Source organism: Gulosibacter hominis (assembly GCF_904842695.1).
GTDB lineage: Bacteria > Actinomycetota > Actinomycetes > Actinomycetales > Microbacteriaceae > Gulosibacter > Gulosibacter hominis.
On sequence record NZ_CAJGWQ010000004.1, the window covers coordinates 62,871 to 79,721 of the forward strand.

A 16,851-nucleotide genomic window follows, 5' to 3' on the forward strand; every position below is an offset into this window, starting at 1 on the left:
TGCACTCACTTCTTTCGTGATGGGGATGTTTGCCAACCTCCCTATCGTAGCGGCGCAGCGCGCGTGCGGGATGCGGATGCGGGCTCCCTACCCCAACCGGAGGCGCTGGGTGATGAGTGTCTCGTCGATCGGGGTGTGGCTGATGATGATCAGGGTCTGGTCTTCGCCGGCTGCTGCAACGAGGTCGGCCATGAGCTGATCGGCCCGGCCCGGATCAACATTGGCGGTGGGTTCATCAAGCACGAGCACCCGGAAATCGGCCAGCAGCCCGCGCGCAAGCGCGATGCGCTGCGCCTGACCGCCAGACACCAGCGAGCCACGCTCCCCAACCGCAGCATCGAGCCCGCCACGCGCGCGCATCCACTCGCCCAGCCCCACGCGCTCAAGCACCGCCTCGAGCTCGGCATCGGTGGCATCGTCACGTGCAAACAGCAGGTTTTGGCGGATCGACTCGTTAAAAATATGCGCCTGCTGTTCGATAAGCCCGACCCCTCGGCGCAGCTCGTCGACATCAATTTCGCGGGCTTCTACCCCGGCGATGCGGTAGCTGCCGGTGTAATCAATAAATCGCACGAGCAGGTTGGCGAGCGTGGTTTTACCGGCACCCGAATCACCCGACACGAGCATCCTCGCCCCGGCAGGAATCTCAACATCGAGGGCGGCAAAAGCCGAATCCGCCGCACCCGGCCAGCGACCCGCGACCCCGCGCAGCGAAATCGGTAGCGACCCCGCCGGCAGGGATGCACCGCCACTTCCCGGCTGCGGAATTTCGGCGGGGATCGTGTCCGGCGCCACCTCGGCGATGCGCTGCGCCGCCACGCGCACCTTGCGCCAGGCAGCAACCGCCTGCGGCACCTGCGCAAAGACCTCAAATAGCGCCATCGGTACCAGCGCGATCAGTGTCAAAAGTTCGGGGATGAGCGTTCCCTCGACCACCGGATTGACGCCCCAAAAAAGCGCCCCCACAACGGCCACGCCCGAAAACAGGGTCATGGCACCGGCAACGAGGCCCGACCCTGCGGCCGAGCGCTGCAGGGCCCGGCGCAGGTGTTCATCGGCCGCGCGCATCCGCGCCAGCTGCGGTTCGAGTGCGCCGTAGGCGCGCAGCACCTCGTGGTTGGCGATGGTGTCGTGCACCAGATCACCCAGGCGGGCGCGAAGCGGCGCAATTTCACGGTCTTGGCGGCCCGAGATGGCGAGCTGTGCCGATGTGGCCACCACAAATGACACCACCAGGCACACCAGCAGCGTCAGTCCAGCCGGCAGCGACACGAGCGATACCCCGATCACCGCCAATACCGAAACCAGCACCGAGGTGACGATGGGCTCGGCCACCCGCATCGGCAAAAACTGCAGCTCGTCAACATCGTCAACCAGCCGCGTGAGCAGATCGCCGCGGCGGGTTCGCCCGAGCCCCGCCGGAGCCAGCGGCAAAAGCCGCTCGTAGAGCCCAACCCGAATCGCCGCGAGCTGCCGCAGCGAAGCATCGTGTCCAAACAGCTGCTTCAGATAGCGAAAAACGGCGCGGCCGATCGCGAACATGCGCACCGCCACAATTGCGATGCCGAGCCACAAAATATGAATGATGAGCGAGGCGCGCGTAATCAGGTAGGCGCTCGTTGCCAGCAGCGCGACAACCGAAATCGCCCACAGCAGGCCCCAGGTGAGCGTGGGCCAAAACCGCCGCAGCGGTGGCATTGCGAGCCCGAGGACGCGCCGCTCATCCGGTTCAAGTTCGAGGATGCGGTCAAAAAGTGCCGACTGTTTGTTGCTCATGCGCGCTCCTCCACCGCGAGGGTCTGCAGCGTCAGCACCCGGTCGGCGGCATTGATTACGGCGCGGCGATGACTAATAACCGCCACGATCCGCCCCTCGCCAGCCAGGGCGCGCAGGGCCCGGATGACGGTCTGTTCGCGCTCGGTGTCGAGTGCGCTGGTGGGTTCGTCGCACAGCACCACCGCACAGTTTCGAGCGCGAGCACGGGCGATGGTGCGCGCGAGCGAGAGCCGCTGCGCCTGGCCGCCGGAAAGCCCGCTACCACCCACTCCGAGCTCTTGTTCGAGCGAGAGCCAGTCGAGGTCTGCCAGCCGCAGCGCTTCCCGCAGCTCGTCATCGCTCGCTACCGTTTCGCCAAGGGCGAGGTTTTCGCGCACTGTCCCCTGCAGCAGTCCGGCACGCTGTCCCATCCAGGCGATCTTGCTCGCCGCATCCCTGGCCGCGAGTGGCTGCCCATCAAGCAGGCGCTCGCCCTCGCCGTCGATCTGCCCCATGATGTAGCCAAACAGGGTCGATTTACCGGCACCCGATTCGCCGCTGAGCGCGGTTATTTCACCGCGGTTGAAGCTCGCGCTAAAGTCGCGCAACACCGTGTGCTCGCGGTAGGCAAAGTGCACATTGCGCAGCTGCAGCCCTGACGCATCCCCCGCGCCTGCTGCCGCAGCGACAGCGCGCGTATCGATTTGGTCTTGGGCTCCCGCTTCGAGCAGCGCAAACACCTGCTGGGCGGCTGCCACCCCCTCGGATGCATTGTGAAATTGCGCGCCCACCTGGCGTAGCGGCGCAAACACTTCGGGGGCGAGGATGAGCGCGAACAGTCCCACCAGCAGCGGCATTTCGTCGTCGATGAGCCGAATACCGATCTGCACCGCGACCAGCGCCACCGATAGTGAGGCAAAAAGTTCGAGCGCAAATCCCGACAAAAACGACACTCGCAGCACTTTGAGGGTGTCTTGGCGGTAATCGTCGGTGATGTGTTGCAGCCGCTCGCGCTGCCGATTGGCTCGACCAAAGATTTTGAGCGTCGAAAGCCCCTCAATCAGTTCGAGAAAAGCGTTCGCGAGTCCCGTGAGCGAGTCGAGCTGGCGGCGCTGCACGCGGGTGGTAACGAGCCCAATCAGGATCATGAACACGGGGATCACCGGCAGTGTCAGCACCTCGGTGATCGCCGAAACCGGGTCGTGAAACCAGGTCACGACAATCAATAGCGGGGTGGCGATCATGGTGAGCAGCAGCTGCGGCAAAAATTTCCCGAAATATGGGTCGAGCGCGTCAAGGCCGTGCGTGGTGAGCGTGGTGATTTCTGCACTCGAGCGCCCGCTGAGGATGCGCGGATGCTGCGTGATTGCGCTCATCACCTGGCCGCGCAGCTGCGTTTTGGCAGCGGCTGCGGCTCGAGCACCGGCGAGCTCAGTTCCCCACTGGGCGAGCGCTCGCACCGCAACACAGCCGATCCCTACCGCCAGCACCGAAAGCAGCTCGGGCATCCGATACCCGGCGATCGCCCGAGTTACCACCACCGCAATGCACCAGGCAAATCCGATCATGGCGGCGGTCTGCACGAGCCCGAGTACGGCCCCAATAACGAGGAACGAACGCGAAGCACTCGCGTAGCGCAGCAGTCGAGGATCAAGAGGTTTCACGATGCTCCCAGCCTATCTTCCGCGAGCTGTAGCCGCACGGCTCACAGCCGTCGCTCGAACCACTGGCAATAACCGCGCCGCAAAAGCGAACCGCCCGCGCATCCATTTGGACACGCGGGCGGTTTGCACTGTGGCAGATTAGGCCGTAGCCGGTTCGTGTTCGACCTCGGCAGCGTCCACCTTGCGTTCGAAATCGACGCGGCGCAGACGCTTGCTGAACACCCAGAACGACCAGGCCTGGTAGGCCAATACGAAGGGCATGATGACCAAGAACGCCCAGCTCATAATGCCGAGTGTCTTGTCGCTTGCCGCACCGTTGTAGATGGTCATGTCGAGGCCACCCTCGGTCAGGTTCTTCATGAGCAGGTGCTCACCATCGTGCGAGAAGAACAGGGTCGAGTACAGGGCGGCGACGGCACCGATCACGGTGACGACCGCGAGCCCGAATGCCCAGCCGTCCATCCCCTTCAGGTTGACAAGCCACGAGCCAACGAAAGCCACCACTGCCAGCAGGGCAAAGATGAGTGTCGGCACGCTGTAGTAGGCAACTACCGTCCAGCCCAGGAAGGCGATAGCCAGCACGGCAACCGCAAGGCCCACGTAGGTGGCGGCCTGCTTGGCACGGTCGCGCAGTTCGCCGTCGGTCTTGCGGGTGATGAACACCAGACCGTGGTAGAAGAACAGCGCCAGCGTGGTCAAACCACCCAGCAGGGCGTAGGGGTTGAGCAGGTCGAAGAACGTGCCCGTGTAGTTGAAGTTGAACAGCAGTTCGCCGGTGGTGTCGATACCGCCCGCAGTCATCTGCTCCATGGGCATACCGCGAACGATATTGGCGAAGGCGGCACCCCACAGCAGGGCCGGGATCGCCGAACCCCAGAAAATCATCCAGTCGAACCAGCGCGTCCACTGTTCGCCCTTGCCCTGGTGTCGGTATTCAAACGAGACACCGCGGACGATCAGTGCGAGCAGGATGACAAATAGGGCGAGGTAGGCGCCGGCGAAGATCGTGCCGTACCACTCGGGGTAGGCAGCGAACAGGCAGGCACCGGCGACGATGACCCAGGTTTCGTTGAGGTCCCAGATGGGGCCGATGGTGTTAATCAGGATGCGTCGGTCGGTGTCATCTTTACCGATGAACGGCAGCGCGATTCCCACACCGAAGTCGAATCCGTCGAGAACGAAGTATCCGATGAAGAGGAAACCGACAATCCAGAACCAGAGGATATTCAGATCCATTAGTAGACGCTCGCTTTCACCTTGACGTTTTCAACCGACTCAACGGTGCCGTCTGTGTGTTTTTCCACCTGCATGGGGTCAGACTTGGCGGCCTTGAGCAGCAGCTTCACTTCGACCACGGCGAGGATGCCGTACACGAGCGTGAAGCCGATCAGTGACAGCAGCACGGTGAGGCCGGTCACATTGGGCGAGACACCGTCTTCGGTCTTCATGAGACCGAACACGATCCACGGCTGGCGACCCATCTCGGTGAAAATCCAACCGATGATGATGCCCCACAGCGGCATGGTGGCGTTCGCAATCGCGACGTTCCACATCCACGGCTTGGTTTCGTAGCCCTTGCGGGTCACGATCAGGCCGATGAGGGCGACGAACATGGCCAGGAAGCCGAAGAACATCATCCAGCGGAACGACCAGTAGGTAATCCACACGGTCGGGTAGTAGGCGCCGGGGCCGAACATTTCGACGTACTGAGCCTGCAGGTCGTTAATACCTTCAACCGTGCCCGAGAAGGTGTTGGTGGCGAGGAAGCCGGCCAGGTACGGGATGCGCAGTGACCAGACTTCTTCGGAACCGTCGGGGGTACCGATTGAGAAGAGCGAGAAGGATGCGTCAGCGCCAGTCTTGCTGTCCCAGATCGCTTCGGCAGCGGCCATCTTCATGGGCTGGGTTTCGGTCATCGCGATACCGAGACCGTGGCCCGAGAGCATGATGCCAACGCCCGAGATGAGCACGGCCCACAGCCCGAACTTGAGCGCGGGACGGAAGGTCTCAATGTGCTGGCCGCGCTTGAGGTGCCAGGCGGCGGTGGCCACGATAATGGTGGCCGCCAGCATGACCGAGGCGGTCAGCGTGTGCGGCAGCTGCCAGAGCGCAACCGGGTTGAGCAGCACGGCACCGAAGTCAACGAGCTCGGCGCGGCCGTTGGCCGGGTTGAACTCGTAGCCAACGGGGTTTTGCATGAAGGCGTTTGCAACGAGGATGAAGTAGGCCGAAATCCAGGTACCGGCAACGGTCAGCCAGATGGTGGCGAGGTGCACGCGCGGCTTCAGCCGGTCCCAACCGAAGATCCACAGCCCGATGAAGGTGGCCTCCATAAAGAAGGCGAGCAGCCCCTCAAAGGCGAGCGGTGCGCCGAAGATGTCACCCACGAAGCGCGAGTAGTTTGACCAGTTCATCCCGAACTGGAACTCCTGCACGATACCGGTGACGATACCCATCGCGAAGTTGATGAGGAACATCTTGCCGAAGAAGCGGGTCAGCTGCAGATACACAACCTTCCCGGTGCGGGTCCACGCCGTCTGCCAGATCGCAACCGCGAGCACCATACCCAGCGTGATCGGCACAAACAGGAAGTGGTAGATAGTGGTGAGCCCGAATTGCCATCGAGACAATACAAGCGGGTCGAGTAGTGATTCCACAGAGACCTCCAGACTGCAAGTCGTACTGCCGCAGTGTTTTTCGCGCAAGTGGGTTACTCACAGCGAACTACAACAAATATTAGCCCAAATTCACAGCTTGCAAAGACAACCACTTGGCAATGAGGTTCATTTATCTGACCTGGGATTTATCGCAAAACAAGACACCAATCATCTCGATATCAAGATGAATCTGCACAAAAAATTTGGCACTTCACTCGATGTCAAGTGAAATGCCAAAAATTCACTAAGTAGAAATGCTGCGGTCAAAGTTAGCCCGGCGCCGGCCGGAGTTGCTGCGCACCAGCCGATTCACGTCTCCGACTCCACCGTGCGCTGCAATTTCCGCCGCACCAACCCAGAGACCAGTACGAACAACAAAATGACCCCGACAAACACCACGCCGGCCCATTTGAGCTGACTACCAATCGCCTCATAGCTCGCCGCCGCAACCGATCCGACCGACACATACACCAGTGCCCACAGCACACAGGCAGGAATCGTGGCCGTCATGAAGCGTCGGTACGGCATCCCCGCCATCCCCGCCGCGGCCGGCACCACCGAGTGCAGCACCGGCAAAAAACGCGAGACAAAAACCGCGAGCGCACCACGACGCTGCAGATAGCGTTCGGCCAGCTCCCAATTGCGTTCTCCAATCAGCCGCCCGGCTCGCGAGTTGCGCAGCGGCCCGCCGATCCAGCGGCCGAGCGCAAACCCGAGTGACTCACCCAAGAGTGCCCCGCAGATCGCGGCCGCCACCAGCGCACCCCAGCTCCCCCATCCAGTCACCCCGGTTGCAGCCAGCAACAGCACGCTATCGCCGGGAACGAGCAGCCCCACAAACAGGCTCGTCTCGAGCAAAATCGCCAGCCCAGCGATCGCAATGAGCCACCCCTGATCGATGGCCTGCACCGAGGTGATCAGCCAGTCAATGAGGTCGTTGAGCATCCAACCAGTTTCACACAGTTCGCTGCGAGCAGCTGCGTAGGCTGGCAATATGTGTGGTCGATTTGTAGTGGCACGAGCCAGCGCCGAGCTCGCAGCCGAACTGGATGCCGATATTGTCACCGAACATCCGGCACCGGTCTCATACAACATTGCACCCACCACCCAGATCCCGGTGGCGATCGACACAATGGCTGACGATGGCACGCGCCACCGGCGATTGGAATCGGCAAAGTGGGGACTCGTGCCCAGCTGGGCGAAGGACGAAACGGTCGCCGTGCGAGCTTTCAATGCCCGCAGCGAATCGGCAGCGGCAAAACCCACTTTCCGCGACTCGGTGCGCAAGCGCCGCGCAGTAATCCCGGCCGACGGTTACTACGAGTGGCGCACCGCCGCCGACGGCAGCAAACAGCCGCACTATATTCATCCCGCCGACGGGTCGCTGCTGCTATTTGCCGGGCTCTATGCCTGGTGGCAACGCCCCGACAATTCCTGGCTGCTCAGCGCCATAATTCTCACCCGCCAGTCACCAGCGGGCCCGCTCGCTGAACTACACGATCGCATCCCGGTGTTCCTCAATCACGATGACCTCACCCAGTGGCTCAACCCCGCGCATCCCGGTGACAGTGAACTCGTCGCAGAATTCGCCCACCGCGCACAAACGCGCGCCGCACAGCTGCAAATCGACCGCGTAGACCGCCGGGTGGGCAATGTCCGCGAAAATGATGCCCAGCTCATCGCCCCTATCTCCCAGTGATAGATCGCCGGTTTGACCGGCACAAAACCCACCGTTATTTACTGCATGCGAGGATGTTTGGGTGTTTTTTAAACCCCGCCGCTCAATCTCGCTGCGTGAACGATTGGCAGACCTGCCAGTGAGTCGCCTGCTGGTGAACAACGCCTTCAAAATCGAGGATGCAATTAAACGTGCCCGGATGGGCCACGCTCGTCGACGCGGACACGTTGCAGCAGTAGAGGCTTATCTCGGCTACGGCTCAACCGATTGGGTGCGAGTGCTTGGCCGCGTGCAAATGGTACCGGTCGCTGTGCGACGGGCTGGGCGCCGACGGTTCCCCTCACTGCGCTTTGGTAAGCGACGCAAAGAAAAGTCGGTGCGCGGCTGGCGGAGTTTTGTGAGGGTCGCCGTGCCCTATGGCGAGGTTCGCATCCGCATCAACGGTGTGGAACATCTAGTGGAGGCCGATCGCGGCGGCATTATTGACTGCAAGCTGCCCGCTCAGCTTGCACCGGGCTGGCAGGAGGTTGAACTCGTCAGCGCCGATGAAGAGGTCACCACCGCGCAGGTGTTCATCATTTCTCCGCAGCAGCGATACGGGCTGATCTCGGATGTGGATGACACGGTGATGGTCACGTCGTTGCCGCGACCGCTGCTGGCGGCCTGGAATACTTTTGTACTCGATGAGCACGCCCGCGCTGCGGTGCCAGGGATGAATGTGCTCTACCAGCGACTGATCGAAACTTTTGGCGGCGACTCGACCCCGATTATGTATCTGTCGACCGGGTCATGGAATGTGGCACCGACGCTCTCGCGCTTTCTTGCGCGGAATCTCTACCCGTTCGGACCGCTACTGCTCACCGATTGGGGGCCCACCACCAAGCGACTTTTTCGCTCGGGCACCGAACACAAGCGCACCAGTTTGCGCCGGTTGGCCGAGGAGTTCCCCCACATTCAGTGGCTGCTGATTGGCGATGATGGGCAGCACGATGAGGCGATCTATGGCGAGTTTGCCACTCAGTATCCTGAATCGGTGCTCGCGGTGGCGATTCGACAGCTGTCAAACACCGAATCGGTGCTCGCCGGTAGCACTGCTTCATCTTCGGCGCGTTGGCGGTCACGGCTGCCGATACCGTGGATCACCGGCCCGAACGGGGCCGATCTTACCTGGCAGCTCGCCCAGGCTGGACTGATCGACGACGACCAGGATGCGGCCGATCTGGCAGCACTCTCACGGACGCTCGGCGACCGACGGATCGCGCGCCCCAAATCACCCGAGATAACCGGCGAATAATCGTCGCGCACATAAGCCCCCCTGACGGGGCCGTTTTGCGCGCCCGCTGCGCGAGCATCGATTTCGCTCTAGCACCACCGCGAACAATGTCGTAGGCTCACCCTACGATTTTTTCGAACATATTTTCGAAAGATGGGGTGGGTCATGATCATCGAAGAACCGGTCAGCGTCGAGCTTTCACCGCGGGGAGCCCCGGTGCGGTTTATTTGGCGCGGGGTGAGCTACGGGGTGGTGACCGCGCCCGAACTGTGGTTTGACCGCGAGCGCTGGTGGCTCGAGGTGCGGCGCGCACCGCGCGGCCGGATGCGGTCGCTCGATCGTGAAACGTGGCGGGTGGATGCGGTGCCGATTGGTAGCGATCGGCAGCTTGACGGCACTTTTGACCTGGCGCACACCGCTGATGGTTGGCGACTGATGCAGGCATGGGATGACGAGCTCGAGCGAAGGTTGTTTGCCTGAGATGTCTGCGTTCACCCATCTTCATGTGGCGTCCGCGTTCTCGGCCCAATACGGCACCGCCGCACCCGAGCAATTTGTGCGGGCTGCCGCCGAAGCGGGAGCCGGAGCTGCCGCCATCACCGACCGTGACGGTCTATACGGGGCCGCGCGCCACATTCGCGCCTGTATCGAAGCGAACCTGGCTCCGATCGTGGGTGTTGACCTTCGGCTCAGCGCCGCCAAAGACGACACATCGGCGTCACGGCGTAATAGCGTTCGAGCCACCGTGCTCGCACACGGGCAGTTCGCGGGGCAGAGCTGGGCGGGAATGTGCCGGCTCATTTCAGCCGCGCACACTCCCCCGCGTGGCGCTGCCATCACCGCTCGACGCAATTGGCTACCGCAGCTGCCGGTGGGGAGGTTTGCCCCGTTTTTGCGCGACAGTGCCGGAGAACCGCTTGGCACCGTGCTGCTCGGCCCCGATTCTGATGTTGGGGTCGCGCTCGCTGCCGGCGACACCGACACCGCGGTCGAGCGGCTCAAAAACTGGCAGCGGCAGCTGCCGGGCGGCGTGGTCGTTGAAATCGTGTGTCACCTCACCCAGCCGGGCACACGAGCCTCGCTCGCGCACGCGGCCACCATGCTCGAGTTCGCGCATCGGCACCGGATTCCGGCCGTGCTCACCAACCAGGTGCGCTATCTCGTACCCGACGACGCGCTCACCGGTGATGTGCTCGACTCGGCTGTTGAGCTTCAACCGCTCGGGGCATTTGTGCCACAACCCAACGCCCAGGCCTGGTTCAAGCCACCCGCTCGAATGCGGGCGCTTGCCGAGCTGATCGTGGCCCGCACCGAACTGCGCACCGCAGCAGCCGACCGGTTGCTCGCCACCACCGAGCAGCTTGCCGAACGCTGCCAGCTTGATCCCGAAACCGATCTGCGCTGGCAGCAACCCAAGGTGCCCGAGCCCGAGGTGCTCGGCATCCGCGGTGACCCGGCACTGGTGCTCGAACAGCGCACCCGGGCCGCTATCACCGAGCGGTTTCCCGATGCGAGCAGCCACGAACGGCGCCTGATTGAGCACCGCCTGAGCGAAGAACTGGCCACTATCCGCCAGTTCGGTTTTGACACCTATTTTCTCGCCGTTGCCGATGTCACCGATGCCATCCATGAAATGGGCGTGCGCAACCAGGCGCGAGGTTCGGGAGCATCGAGTCTGGTCAACTATTTGCTGCGCATCTCGAATGTCAACCCGCTCGAACACCGACTGCTTTTTGAACGCTTTCTGGGGCGCCGCCGCTCAACTCTGCCCGATATTGATATCGACGTTGAATCGGCCCGCCGCCACGATGTGTATCGCATGATTTTTCAGCGCTACGGCCGCGAGCGCACCGCACTGCTTTCGATGCACTCCACCTATCGTGCGCGCGGCGCTGCTCGCGACGCCGGGCTTGCGCTCGGGATCGCACCCGAGCGCATCGACACGATTGCCAAATCGCTATGGCGTTTCGATGCGGGTGCCTTCCGGCAGGCGCTCCAAGAAAAACCCGAGCTGGCGAACCTCGCGATCCAGGCACAGCAAGACCGCGATATCGACCTGCTGATCGATCTGGCCGCGCGACTTGACCGTCTCCCCCGGCATCTGTCGATGCATCCGTGCGGGGTGCTGATTGGCAACGATTCACTACTGTCGACCACCCCGGTGCAGCCCAGTGGCGCCGAGTTTTCGGCCACCGCCACCTTCCCGATGAGCCAGTTCGATAAGGACGATATTGACGATATGGGGCTGCTCAAGCTCGATGTGCTGGGGGTGCGGATGCAGTCGGCAATCGCGTACGCGCTCAATGAGGTTGAGCGCATCCATGGTGCGCAGGCCGCGGTGCGGGGCGGTTTGCCGCCCGATGCGCGCTATGTGACCACCGGCGGTCGGCTGCTGATCGATGAAATTCCAAAAACTGACGAGGCCACTTTTGAGCAAATCCGTTCAACCAATACGCTCGGCATGTTTCAAATTGAGTCTCCCGGTCAGCGAGAGCTCATCGGCAAGATGCAGCCCGATCGATATGACGATCTCATCGCCGATATTTCGCTATTTCGCCCCGGACCCATGAAGGGCAATATGGTGGGCCCGTTTCTCGATGTGAAGCACGGGTTTGCGCAGCCCGAATGGTTGCACCCCAGTTTTCGGCCGTTCCTTGCCGAAACCTACGGGGTGGTGGTCTATCACGAGCAGGTGCTGCATATTTTGCACGAGTGCATGGGAATTGATCTTGCCGAGGCCGATGAGCTGCGCCGGTTGATGGAGAAGCGCGGAGCATCGATTGAGCAGCGCTTTCGCCGTGAGACGGCGGCGAATCGTGATGTTCACGGGCGTCAAAAATTCACTGATCGGCAAATTGACCGCATCTGGGAGGTGTTGCAGGGGTTCGGTTCGTTCGGGTTTTGTAAGGCGCATGCCGCCGCGTTTGCGCTGCCCACCTGGCAATCAGCGTGGCTCAAAACCCACTACCCCGCCGAGTTTTTTGCGGGGCTGCTCACTCACGATCCCGGGATGTATCCCAAGCGGCTCATCCTCGCGGATGCGCGCCGGATGGGTGTTCCGATTTTGCCGCTCGATGTGTCTCGCTCTACCGATCGGGTGGTGGTGGAGCGGGTACACGACACCCCGCCCGGGGCTGCGACCCGTTCGGGGGATCTAGGTCTGCGGCTATCGCTCAGTGATGTTCGCGGTATCACCCGGGCCGAGCTGGCGCGCATTCTCACCGAGCAGCCGTTCACTTCGCTCGGAGATTTTTTTGAGCGGGCCAGCCCCTCGCGGTCGCTTGCCGAAAATTTGGCGGTGGTGGGTGCGCTCGATTCGCTCGAACCGTCACGACCAACGCGGGGCGAGCTCATCACCGAGATTCGCACGCGCCGCCGGCGGCCACAGCGCAAGCGGCGCCCCGATGAGCTCGAGCTGCCGCTGCAATTCGCGGCCGAGCAGCCACCGGTTGTGGCCAGTGCTGGCGTGCCTGAGATGAGCAAGCGGGAGCGAGTTCGCGCCGAACTTGAGGTTTTGGCGCTTGATCTCAGCGAGCATGTGATCGATGGCTATCGTCCGCTACTTGACGAGCTCGGGGTTACTGCGGCGAGCGAGCTCGGGCAGCTGCGCGGCGGCACCGAAGTCACCGTTGCCGGGGTACGGGTTGCCACTCAAACACCGCCGATGCGCACCGGCAAGCGGGTGGTGTTTATCAGCGTCGATGACGGTAGCGGATGCGCCGACACCACGTTTTTTGAGGATGCCCAGCGGCGCTCTGGCGAGGTGCTGTTCGGAACGTCGCTGCTGCTGATTCGCGGTCGGGTTCGGCGCACTGGCGAGCGCGGAGTTTCGATCAACGCCGAGCAAGCCCTCGACCTCAAACAGCTCTGGGAGGCGTGGACCGCACTGCGCGCGAATGCCGTTAGTGACCCGACGACCCGGGGGCGTTCGCGCCTGCCGACCGATCCGGCCGCATGAGCCGGCGCGCCTCGCGAACCACCAGCTGCTGCACTCGCGACATCGCCAGCAGCCGATTGTGGCCAATCACGCTCACCGCAATATTGCGCGCCCCGGGCAGCGGGCCACGCTTCCCCACGATCTCGTCAATCAGCGGCGAAACCGTCACGATCCGCGAATTCGCTTCTGACCGCCCCGCCAATTCAAGCGTCGACGGGGTGCCAGGACGCAGCATCACCACATTCCGCAGCGAACGAAACTCGCCCCGCACCAGCTTCGCCGCCACCGCGCCCTGGAACGGCGCCGATAGCGTGATCGCGCCCGCCACCAGCTCACATTCGGAATCGCGCAGCAGCACGCGCTTGGCCACAAGCCCGCCCTTTGAATGGGTCACGAGCACTACCGGACGCTCCCGCCCACTCGCACGCAGCGCTCGCGTCACCTCAGTAGCAAGATCCGACACATCCGCGGTCATTCGACCCAGCTGTGGCAACACCTCCACCCTAAAACCGGCGTGCGCCAACACATCACCCAGCTGCCACATAAACCGCCAGTTTGTTGCCAGCCCAGGAATCAGCATCACGGTGTTATCACCGGTGCGCCACCGCTTTGGCACCGGCAACGGCAACAGCGACCGCAGCTGCCACAGCGCCCACAACGCGGAATCGACCACCACGCCGCGCGCAATGCGAACATGTGACACCAGCGAATCGCGCCGGGCGGGCTCACTCCGCAGGAAGAACCTCACGCAGCTGCCCCGTCTCAACATCCGCCACGAACCCGCGCACCGAATCCTTGTGCAGGATGAACGGCGACTGCAAAATCCGGCGGATCGACTCGCGCACCGACACATCAACATCACGGAACGACTCGGCCTTCCAGTGCGCTCGCGCACCGGTGCTCGCCATCAATTGCTCATCGAATTCGTCTTCAGTGAAGGTCGACAAACCACAATTGGTGTGGTGGATGAGCATGATCTCGCGGGTGCCGAGCATCCGCTGCGAAATAGTGAGCGAACGAATCATGTCATCAGTAATCACGCCACCGGCATTACGAATAATGTGCGCCTCACCCAGATCCAACCCGAGCATGGGGAAAATCTGCAGCCGCGAGTCCATACACGCCACCACCGCCACACGCTTCTGCGGCTCCAGCGGTTTCGGGCCCGGATAGGTGCGGGCGTAGTCAAGGTTGTGTGCGACAAAATCATCAATGACGGTCATAGCTCCAGCGTACGCCGCACCCAGACCGCAACCATTCACACCGGGTTAGGTTTGCCTTTCCTCGCTGGAAACTTGGCAATATACCCGAAATAATTGGCATATGCAAAAGATGGGGAATTTTTTTAAGCGGTACCCAATCGTCGCGGCAACGATCGTGGCGTTTGTTGTGGTGCTGTCCTGTCAGTTTGCGGGCGCAGCACAGGCCGCCAAATGGATCGCCACCGGCTATGTTGCGATCATCATCCTGATCACCGCGATCGATATGGTGCGCGATATTTTGCGTGGCCACTTCGGGCTCGACATCCTGGCACTCGTCGCGATGATCGCCGCCATCTCTGTGGGTGAATATCTCGCGGCGATGATCATCGTGCTCATGCTCTCGGGTGGTGAAGCCCTCGAAGACTACGCCGCACAGCGAGCCCAAAAAGACCTCAACGCGCTGCTTGATCGGGCACCGCACACGGCGCACCGGCTGCGCAGCGATGCATCCGACGCGGCCGTTGACGATATCGATATCAACGAGGTAGCGGCCGGCGATCTGCTGCTCATCAAGCCCGCCGAAGTGGTGCCGGTCGACTGTGAGCTGCTCAGCGACGAGGCCGAATTCGACGAATCTTCACTCACCGGCGAAAGCCTGCCCGTAACCCGCACTCGTGGCGACGCGGTGTACTCGGGATCGGTCAACGGCGAGCGAGTCATTCGCGTGCGCGCCACAGCAGACGCCGCATCATCGCAATACCAGCAGATCATCGCGCTGGTAAAAGCGGCCGACGAATCCAAAGCCCCCACAGTGCGGGTGGCCGACCGCTTCGCGGTGCCGTTCACCCTCGTCTCTCTGGCAATTGCTGGGTTTGCCTGGTGGCTATCGGGCGACCCGGTGCGATTTGCCGAAGTGCTCGTGCTGGCAACACCGTGTCCGCTGCTGATCGCCGCACCGGTTGCCTTCATGGGCGGCATGAGCGCCAGCGCCCGCAATGGTGTGATTGTGAAAGGTGGCGCCACAATCGAGGCGCTCTCACGCGCCAAATCAGCCGCGTTTGACAAGACCGGCACGCTTTCGCACGGTGAGCCCGAACTAGTTGAGGTGATTCCCGAACCCGGTTTCGAAGCTGATGAACTGCTGCAGCTGGCCGCATCGGCCGAACAGTATTCATCGCATGTGCTCGCCACCGGCGTGATCGATGCCGCAACACAGCGCGGTCTCACCCTCACCACCAGTGACGACGCCCATGAAATCGCCACCAACGGCGTCACCGCGGTAATCGATGGCCGCACCGTCGTGGTCGGCAAGCTCAGTTTTGTGCAAGAGTCGGCACCCGAAGCGCGTTCGCATCCCCTCACCGCGGGACAAACCTCGGTGGCCGTTGCGGTCGACCGCAAGTTTGCCGGCACGCTGCTTCTTGCCGACGCACTGCGCGATAACGCCGCGCAGACGGTCGCTGAACTGCGCGACCTCGGTATCACCGAAATTGCCATGCTCACCGGCGACAACCCCGATACTGCCAATGCGCTCGCCAGCCAGGCCGGCATCACCTCGGTGCATGCGGCGCTGCTGCCCGACGACAAGGTCAAACTGGTGGCGGAGATGCCCAATAAGCCAGTGATCATGGTCGGTGACGGGGTGAACGACGCACCGGTACTTGCCGCCGCCGACGTGGGTATCGCGATGGGAGCCCGCGGCTCAACCGCAGCCAGTGAATCGGCAGATGCGGTGATCATGACCGACGATATCGGTCGCGTTTCGCAGGCGGTGCGTACCAGCAAACACACCTACCGGGTCGCGCTCGAAGCCATCTGGATCGGCATCCTGCTGTCGCTCGGGTTGATGACTATCGCGGCGTTCGGGTACATCCCCGCCGTGTGGGGCGCGCTCACACAAGAGCTCGTCGACCTGGCAGCCATCCTGTACGCCCTGCGCGCGCTCACCGGCGCCAAACCCAGCAAACCACTTAAGAACGCCCCGCAGCTGGTGAAATAAATCCGGTTTCGTAGGCCCAAATCACCACGTGGATGCGGTCGGGCACGTCGAGTTTGTCGAGGATGCGGCCAACATGAGCCTTCACCGTCACCTCGGCCAAAAACAGGCTGGCAGCAATCGACGCGTTCGACTCGCCCTCCACGAGCAGCTCGAGCACCTCGCGCTCGCGGGCGGTGAGCTGCGCGAGCTGCGCGTCACGCTGCGACACCAGCGCTTCGGGAACGCTGGTGTCGGCGTCGGCGTGCGCTCGCGCTACGAGGGCACGGGTGATCTGCGGCTCCATAATGGCACTGCCGCCGGCCACGGTGCGGATGGCGTGCAGCAGCTGCTCGCCCGGCGCATCCTTCAATAAAAATCCCGAAGCCCCCGCCTCAAGCATCCGCAGCGCAAAATCTTCTGAATCGTAGGTGGTGAGCGCCAGCACCCGAATTTCATCCGCCTCCCCGGCATGAACCAGCAGCTTTTCGGTGGCTTCAATGCCGTCCATATTTGGCATCCGCACGTCCATTAACACCACATCCGGGCGCAGTCGCAGTGCCGATTCCACAGCATCCAGACCGTCAACCGCGTGGCCCACCACCTCAATATCGGGCGCCGACCCAGCGATTAACGCCAAGCCCTCCCGAACCAGCGCCTGATCGTCGGCAATAAGGACCCGTATCGTTGCGTCACTCATGACGGTGTCT

The 16,851-nt window shown here is 62.4% G+C and carries 13 protein-coding genes; 5 read left to right on the top strand and 8 right to left on the bottom strand.

The window, feature by feature from the left end; translation table 11 throughout:
• Window positions 1-87: 87 nt before the first annotated feature.
• From cydC to JMV54_RS04325, 5 genes are all read right to left on the bottom strand, one after another.
• Window positions 88-1,776 (bottom strand): thiol reductant ABC exporter subunit CydC, encoded by a 1,689-nt coding sequence (gene cydC, locus JMV54_RS04305; protein ID WP_201517711.1) that lies wholly within the window; start codon window positions 1,774-1,776, stop codon window positions 88-90.
• On the bottom strand, window positions 1,773-3,419 hold the full coding sequence (gene cydD / locus JMV54_RS04310) for a thiol reductant ABC exporter subunit CydD (protein WP_201517712.1): 1,647 nt from the start codon (window positions 3,417-3,419) through the stop codon (window positions 1,773-1,775). The genes cydC and cydD overlap by 4 nt, the downstream gene beginning before the upstream one ends.
• Before the next feature lie 138 nt (window positions 3,420-3,557).
• Window positions 3,558-4,655, bottom strand: a complete 1,098-nt coding sequence (gene cydB, locus JMV54_RS04315; protein ID WP_201517713.1) for a cytochrome d ubiquinol oxidase subunit II — start codon at window positions 4,653-4,655, stop codon at window positions 3,558-3,560.
• Window positions 4,655-6,076, bottom strand: a complete 1,422-nt coding sequence (locus tag JMV54_RS04320; RefSeq protein ID WP_201517714.1) for a cytochrome ubiquinol oxidase subunit I — start codon at window positions 6,074-6,076, stop codon at window positions 4,655-4,657. Before JMV54_RS04320 ends, cydB begins: the two co-directional genes overlap by 1 nt.
• A 309-nt stretch (window positions 6,077-6,385) precedes the next feature.
• Window positions 6,386-7,021: a DedA family protein gene (locus JMV54_RS04325; protein WP_201517715.1), complete on the bottom strand. Its 636-nt coding sequence runs from the start codon at window positions 7,019-7,021 to the stop codon at window positions 6,386-6,388.
• 49 nt (window positions 7,022-7,070) lie between these two features.
• Between JMV54_RS04325 and JMV54_RS04330 the strand changes: the two genes are divergently transcribed.
• From JMV54_RS04330 to JMV54_RS04345, 4 genes are all read left to right on the top strand, one after another.
• Entirely contained in the window at window positions 7,071-7,775 is a 705-nt protein-coding gene (locus tag JMV54_RS04330; protein ID WP_201517716.1) for an SOS response-associated peptidase, read from the top strand.
• A 61-nt stretch (window positions 7,776-7,836) separates the two neighbouring features.
• Window positions 7,837-9,048, top strand: coding sequence for an App1 family protein (locus tag JMV54_RS04335; RefSeq protein WP_230972813.1), 1,212 nt, complete (start codon window positions 7,837-7,839; stop codon window positions 9,046-9,048).
• Between the two features lie 144 nt (window positions 9,049-9,192).
• On the top strand, window positions 9,193-9,507 hold the full coding sequence (locus tag JMV54_RS04340) for a DUF6504 family protein (RefSeq protein WP_201517717.1): 315 nt from the start codon (window positions 9,193-9,195) through the stop codon (window positions 9,505-9,507).
• A 1-nt stretch (window position 9,508) separates the two neighbouring features.
• On the top strand, window positions 9,509-12,985 hold the full coding sequence (locus JMV54_RS04345) for a DNA polymerase III subunit alpha (protein ID WP_201517718.1): 3,477 nt from the start codon (window positions 9,509-9,511) through the stop codon (window positions 12,983-12,985).
• Here the strand turns inward: JMV54_RS04345 and JMV54_RS04350 are convergent.
• A complete protein-coding gene (locus JMV54_RS04350) occupies window positions 12,930-13,667 on the bottom strand; it encodes an esterase/lipase family protein (RefSeq protein ID WP_201517719.1) in 738 nt (245 codons plus the stop codon). The two genes, JMV54_RS04345 and JMV54_RS04350, sit on opposite strands and share 56 nt — an antisense overlap.
• Before the next feature lie 22 nt (window positions 13,668-13,689).
• Window positions 13,690-14,187: a beta-class carbonic anhydrase gene (locus JMV54_RS04355; protein ID WP_201517720.1), complete on the bottom strand. Its 498-nt coding sequence runs from the start codon at window positions 14,185-14,187 to the stop codon at window positions 13,690-13,692.
• Between the two features lie 100 nt (window positions 14,188-14,287).
• Between JMV54_RS04355 and JMV54_RS04360 the strand changes: the two genes are divergently transcribed.
• Window positions 14,288-16,165, top strand: coding sequence for a heavy metal translocating P-type ATPase (locus tag JMV54_RS04360; protein ID WP_201517721.1), 1,878 nt, complete (start codon window positions 14,288-14,290; stop codon window positions 16,163-16,165).
• On the opposite strand, the gene JMV54_RS04365 is transcribed toward JMV54_RS04360, so the two are convergent.
• On the bottom strand, window positions 16,137-16,841 hold the full coding sequence (locus JMV54_RS04365) for a response regulator (RefSeq protein ID WP_201517722.1): 705 nt from the start codon (window positions 16,839-16,841) through the stop codon (window positions 16,137-16,139). The genes JMV54_RS04360 and JMV54_RS04365 overlap by 29 nt on opposite strands.
• Window positions 16,842-16,851 lie beyond the last annotated feature (10 nt).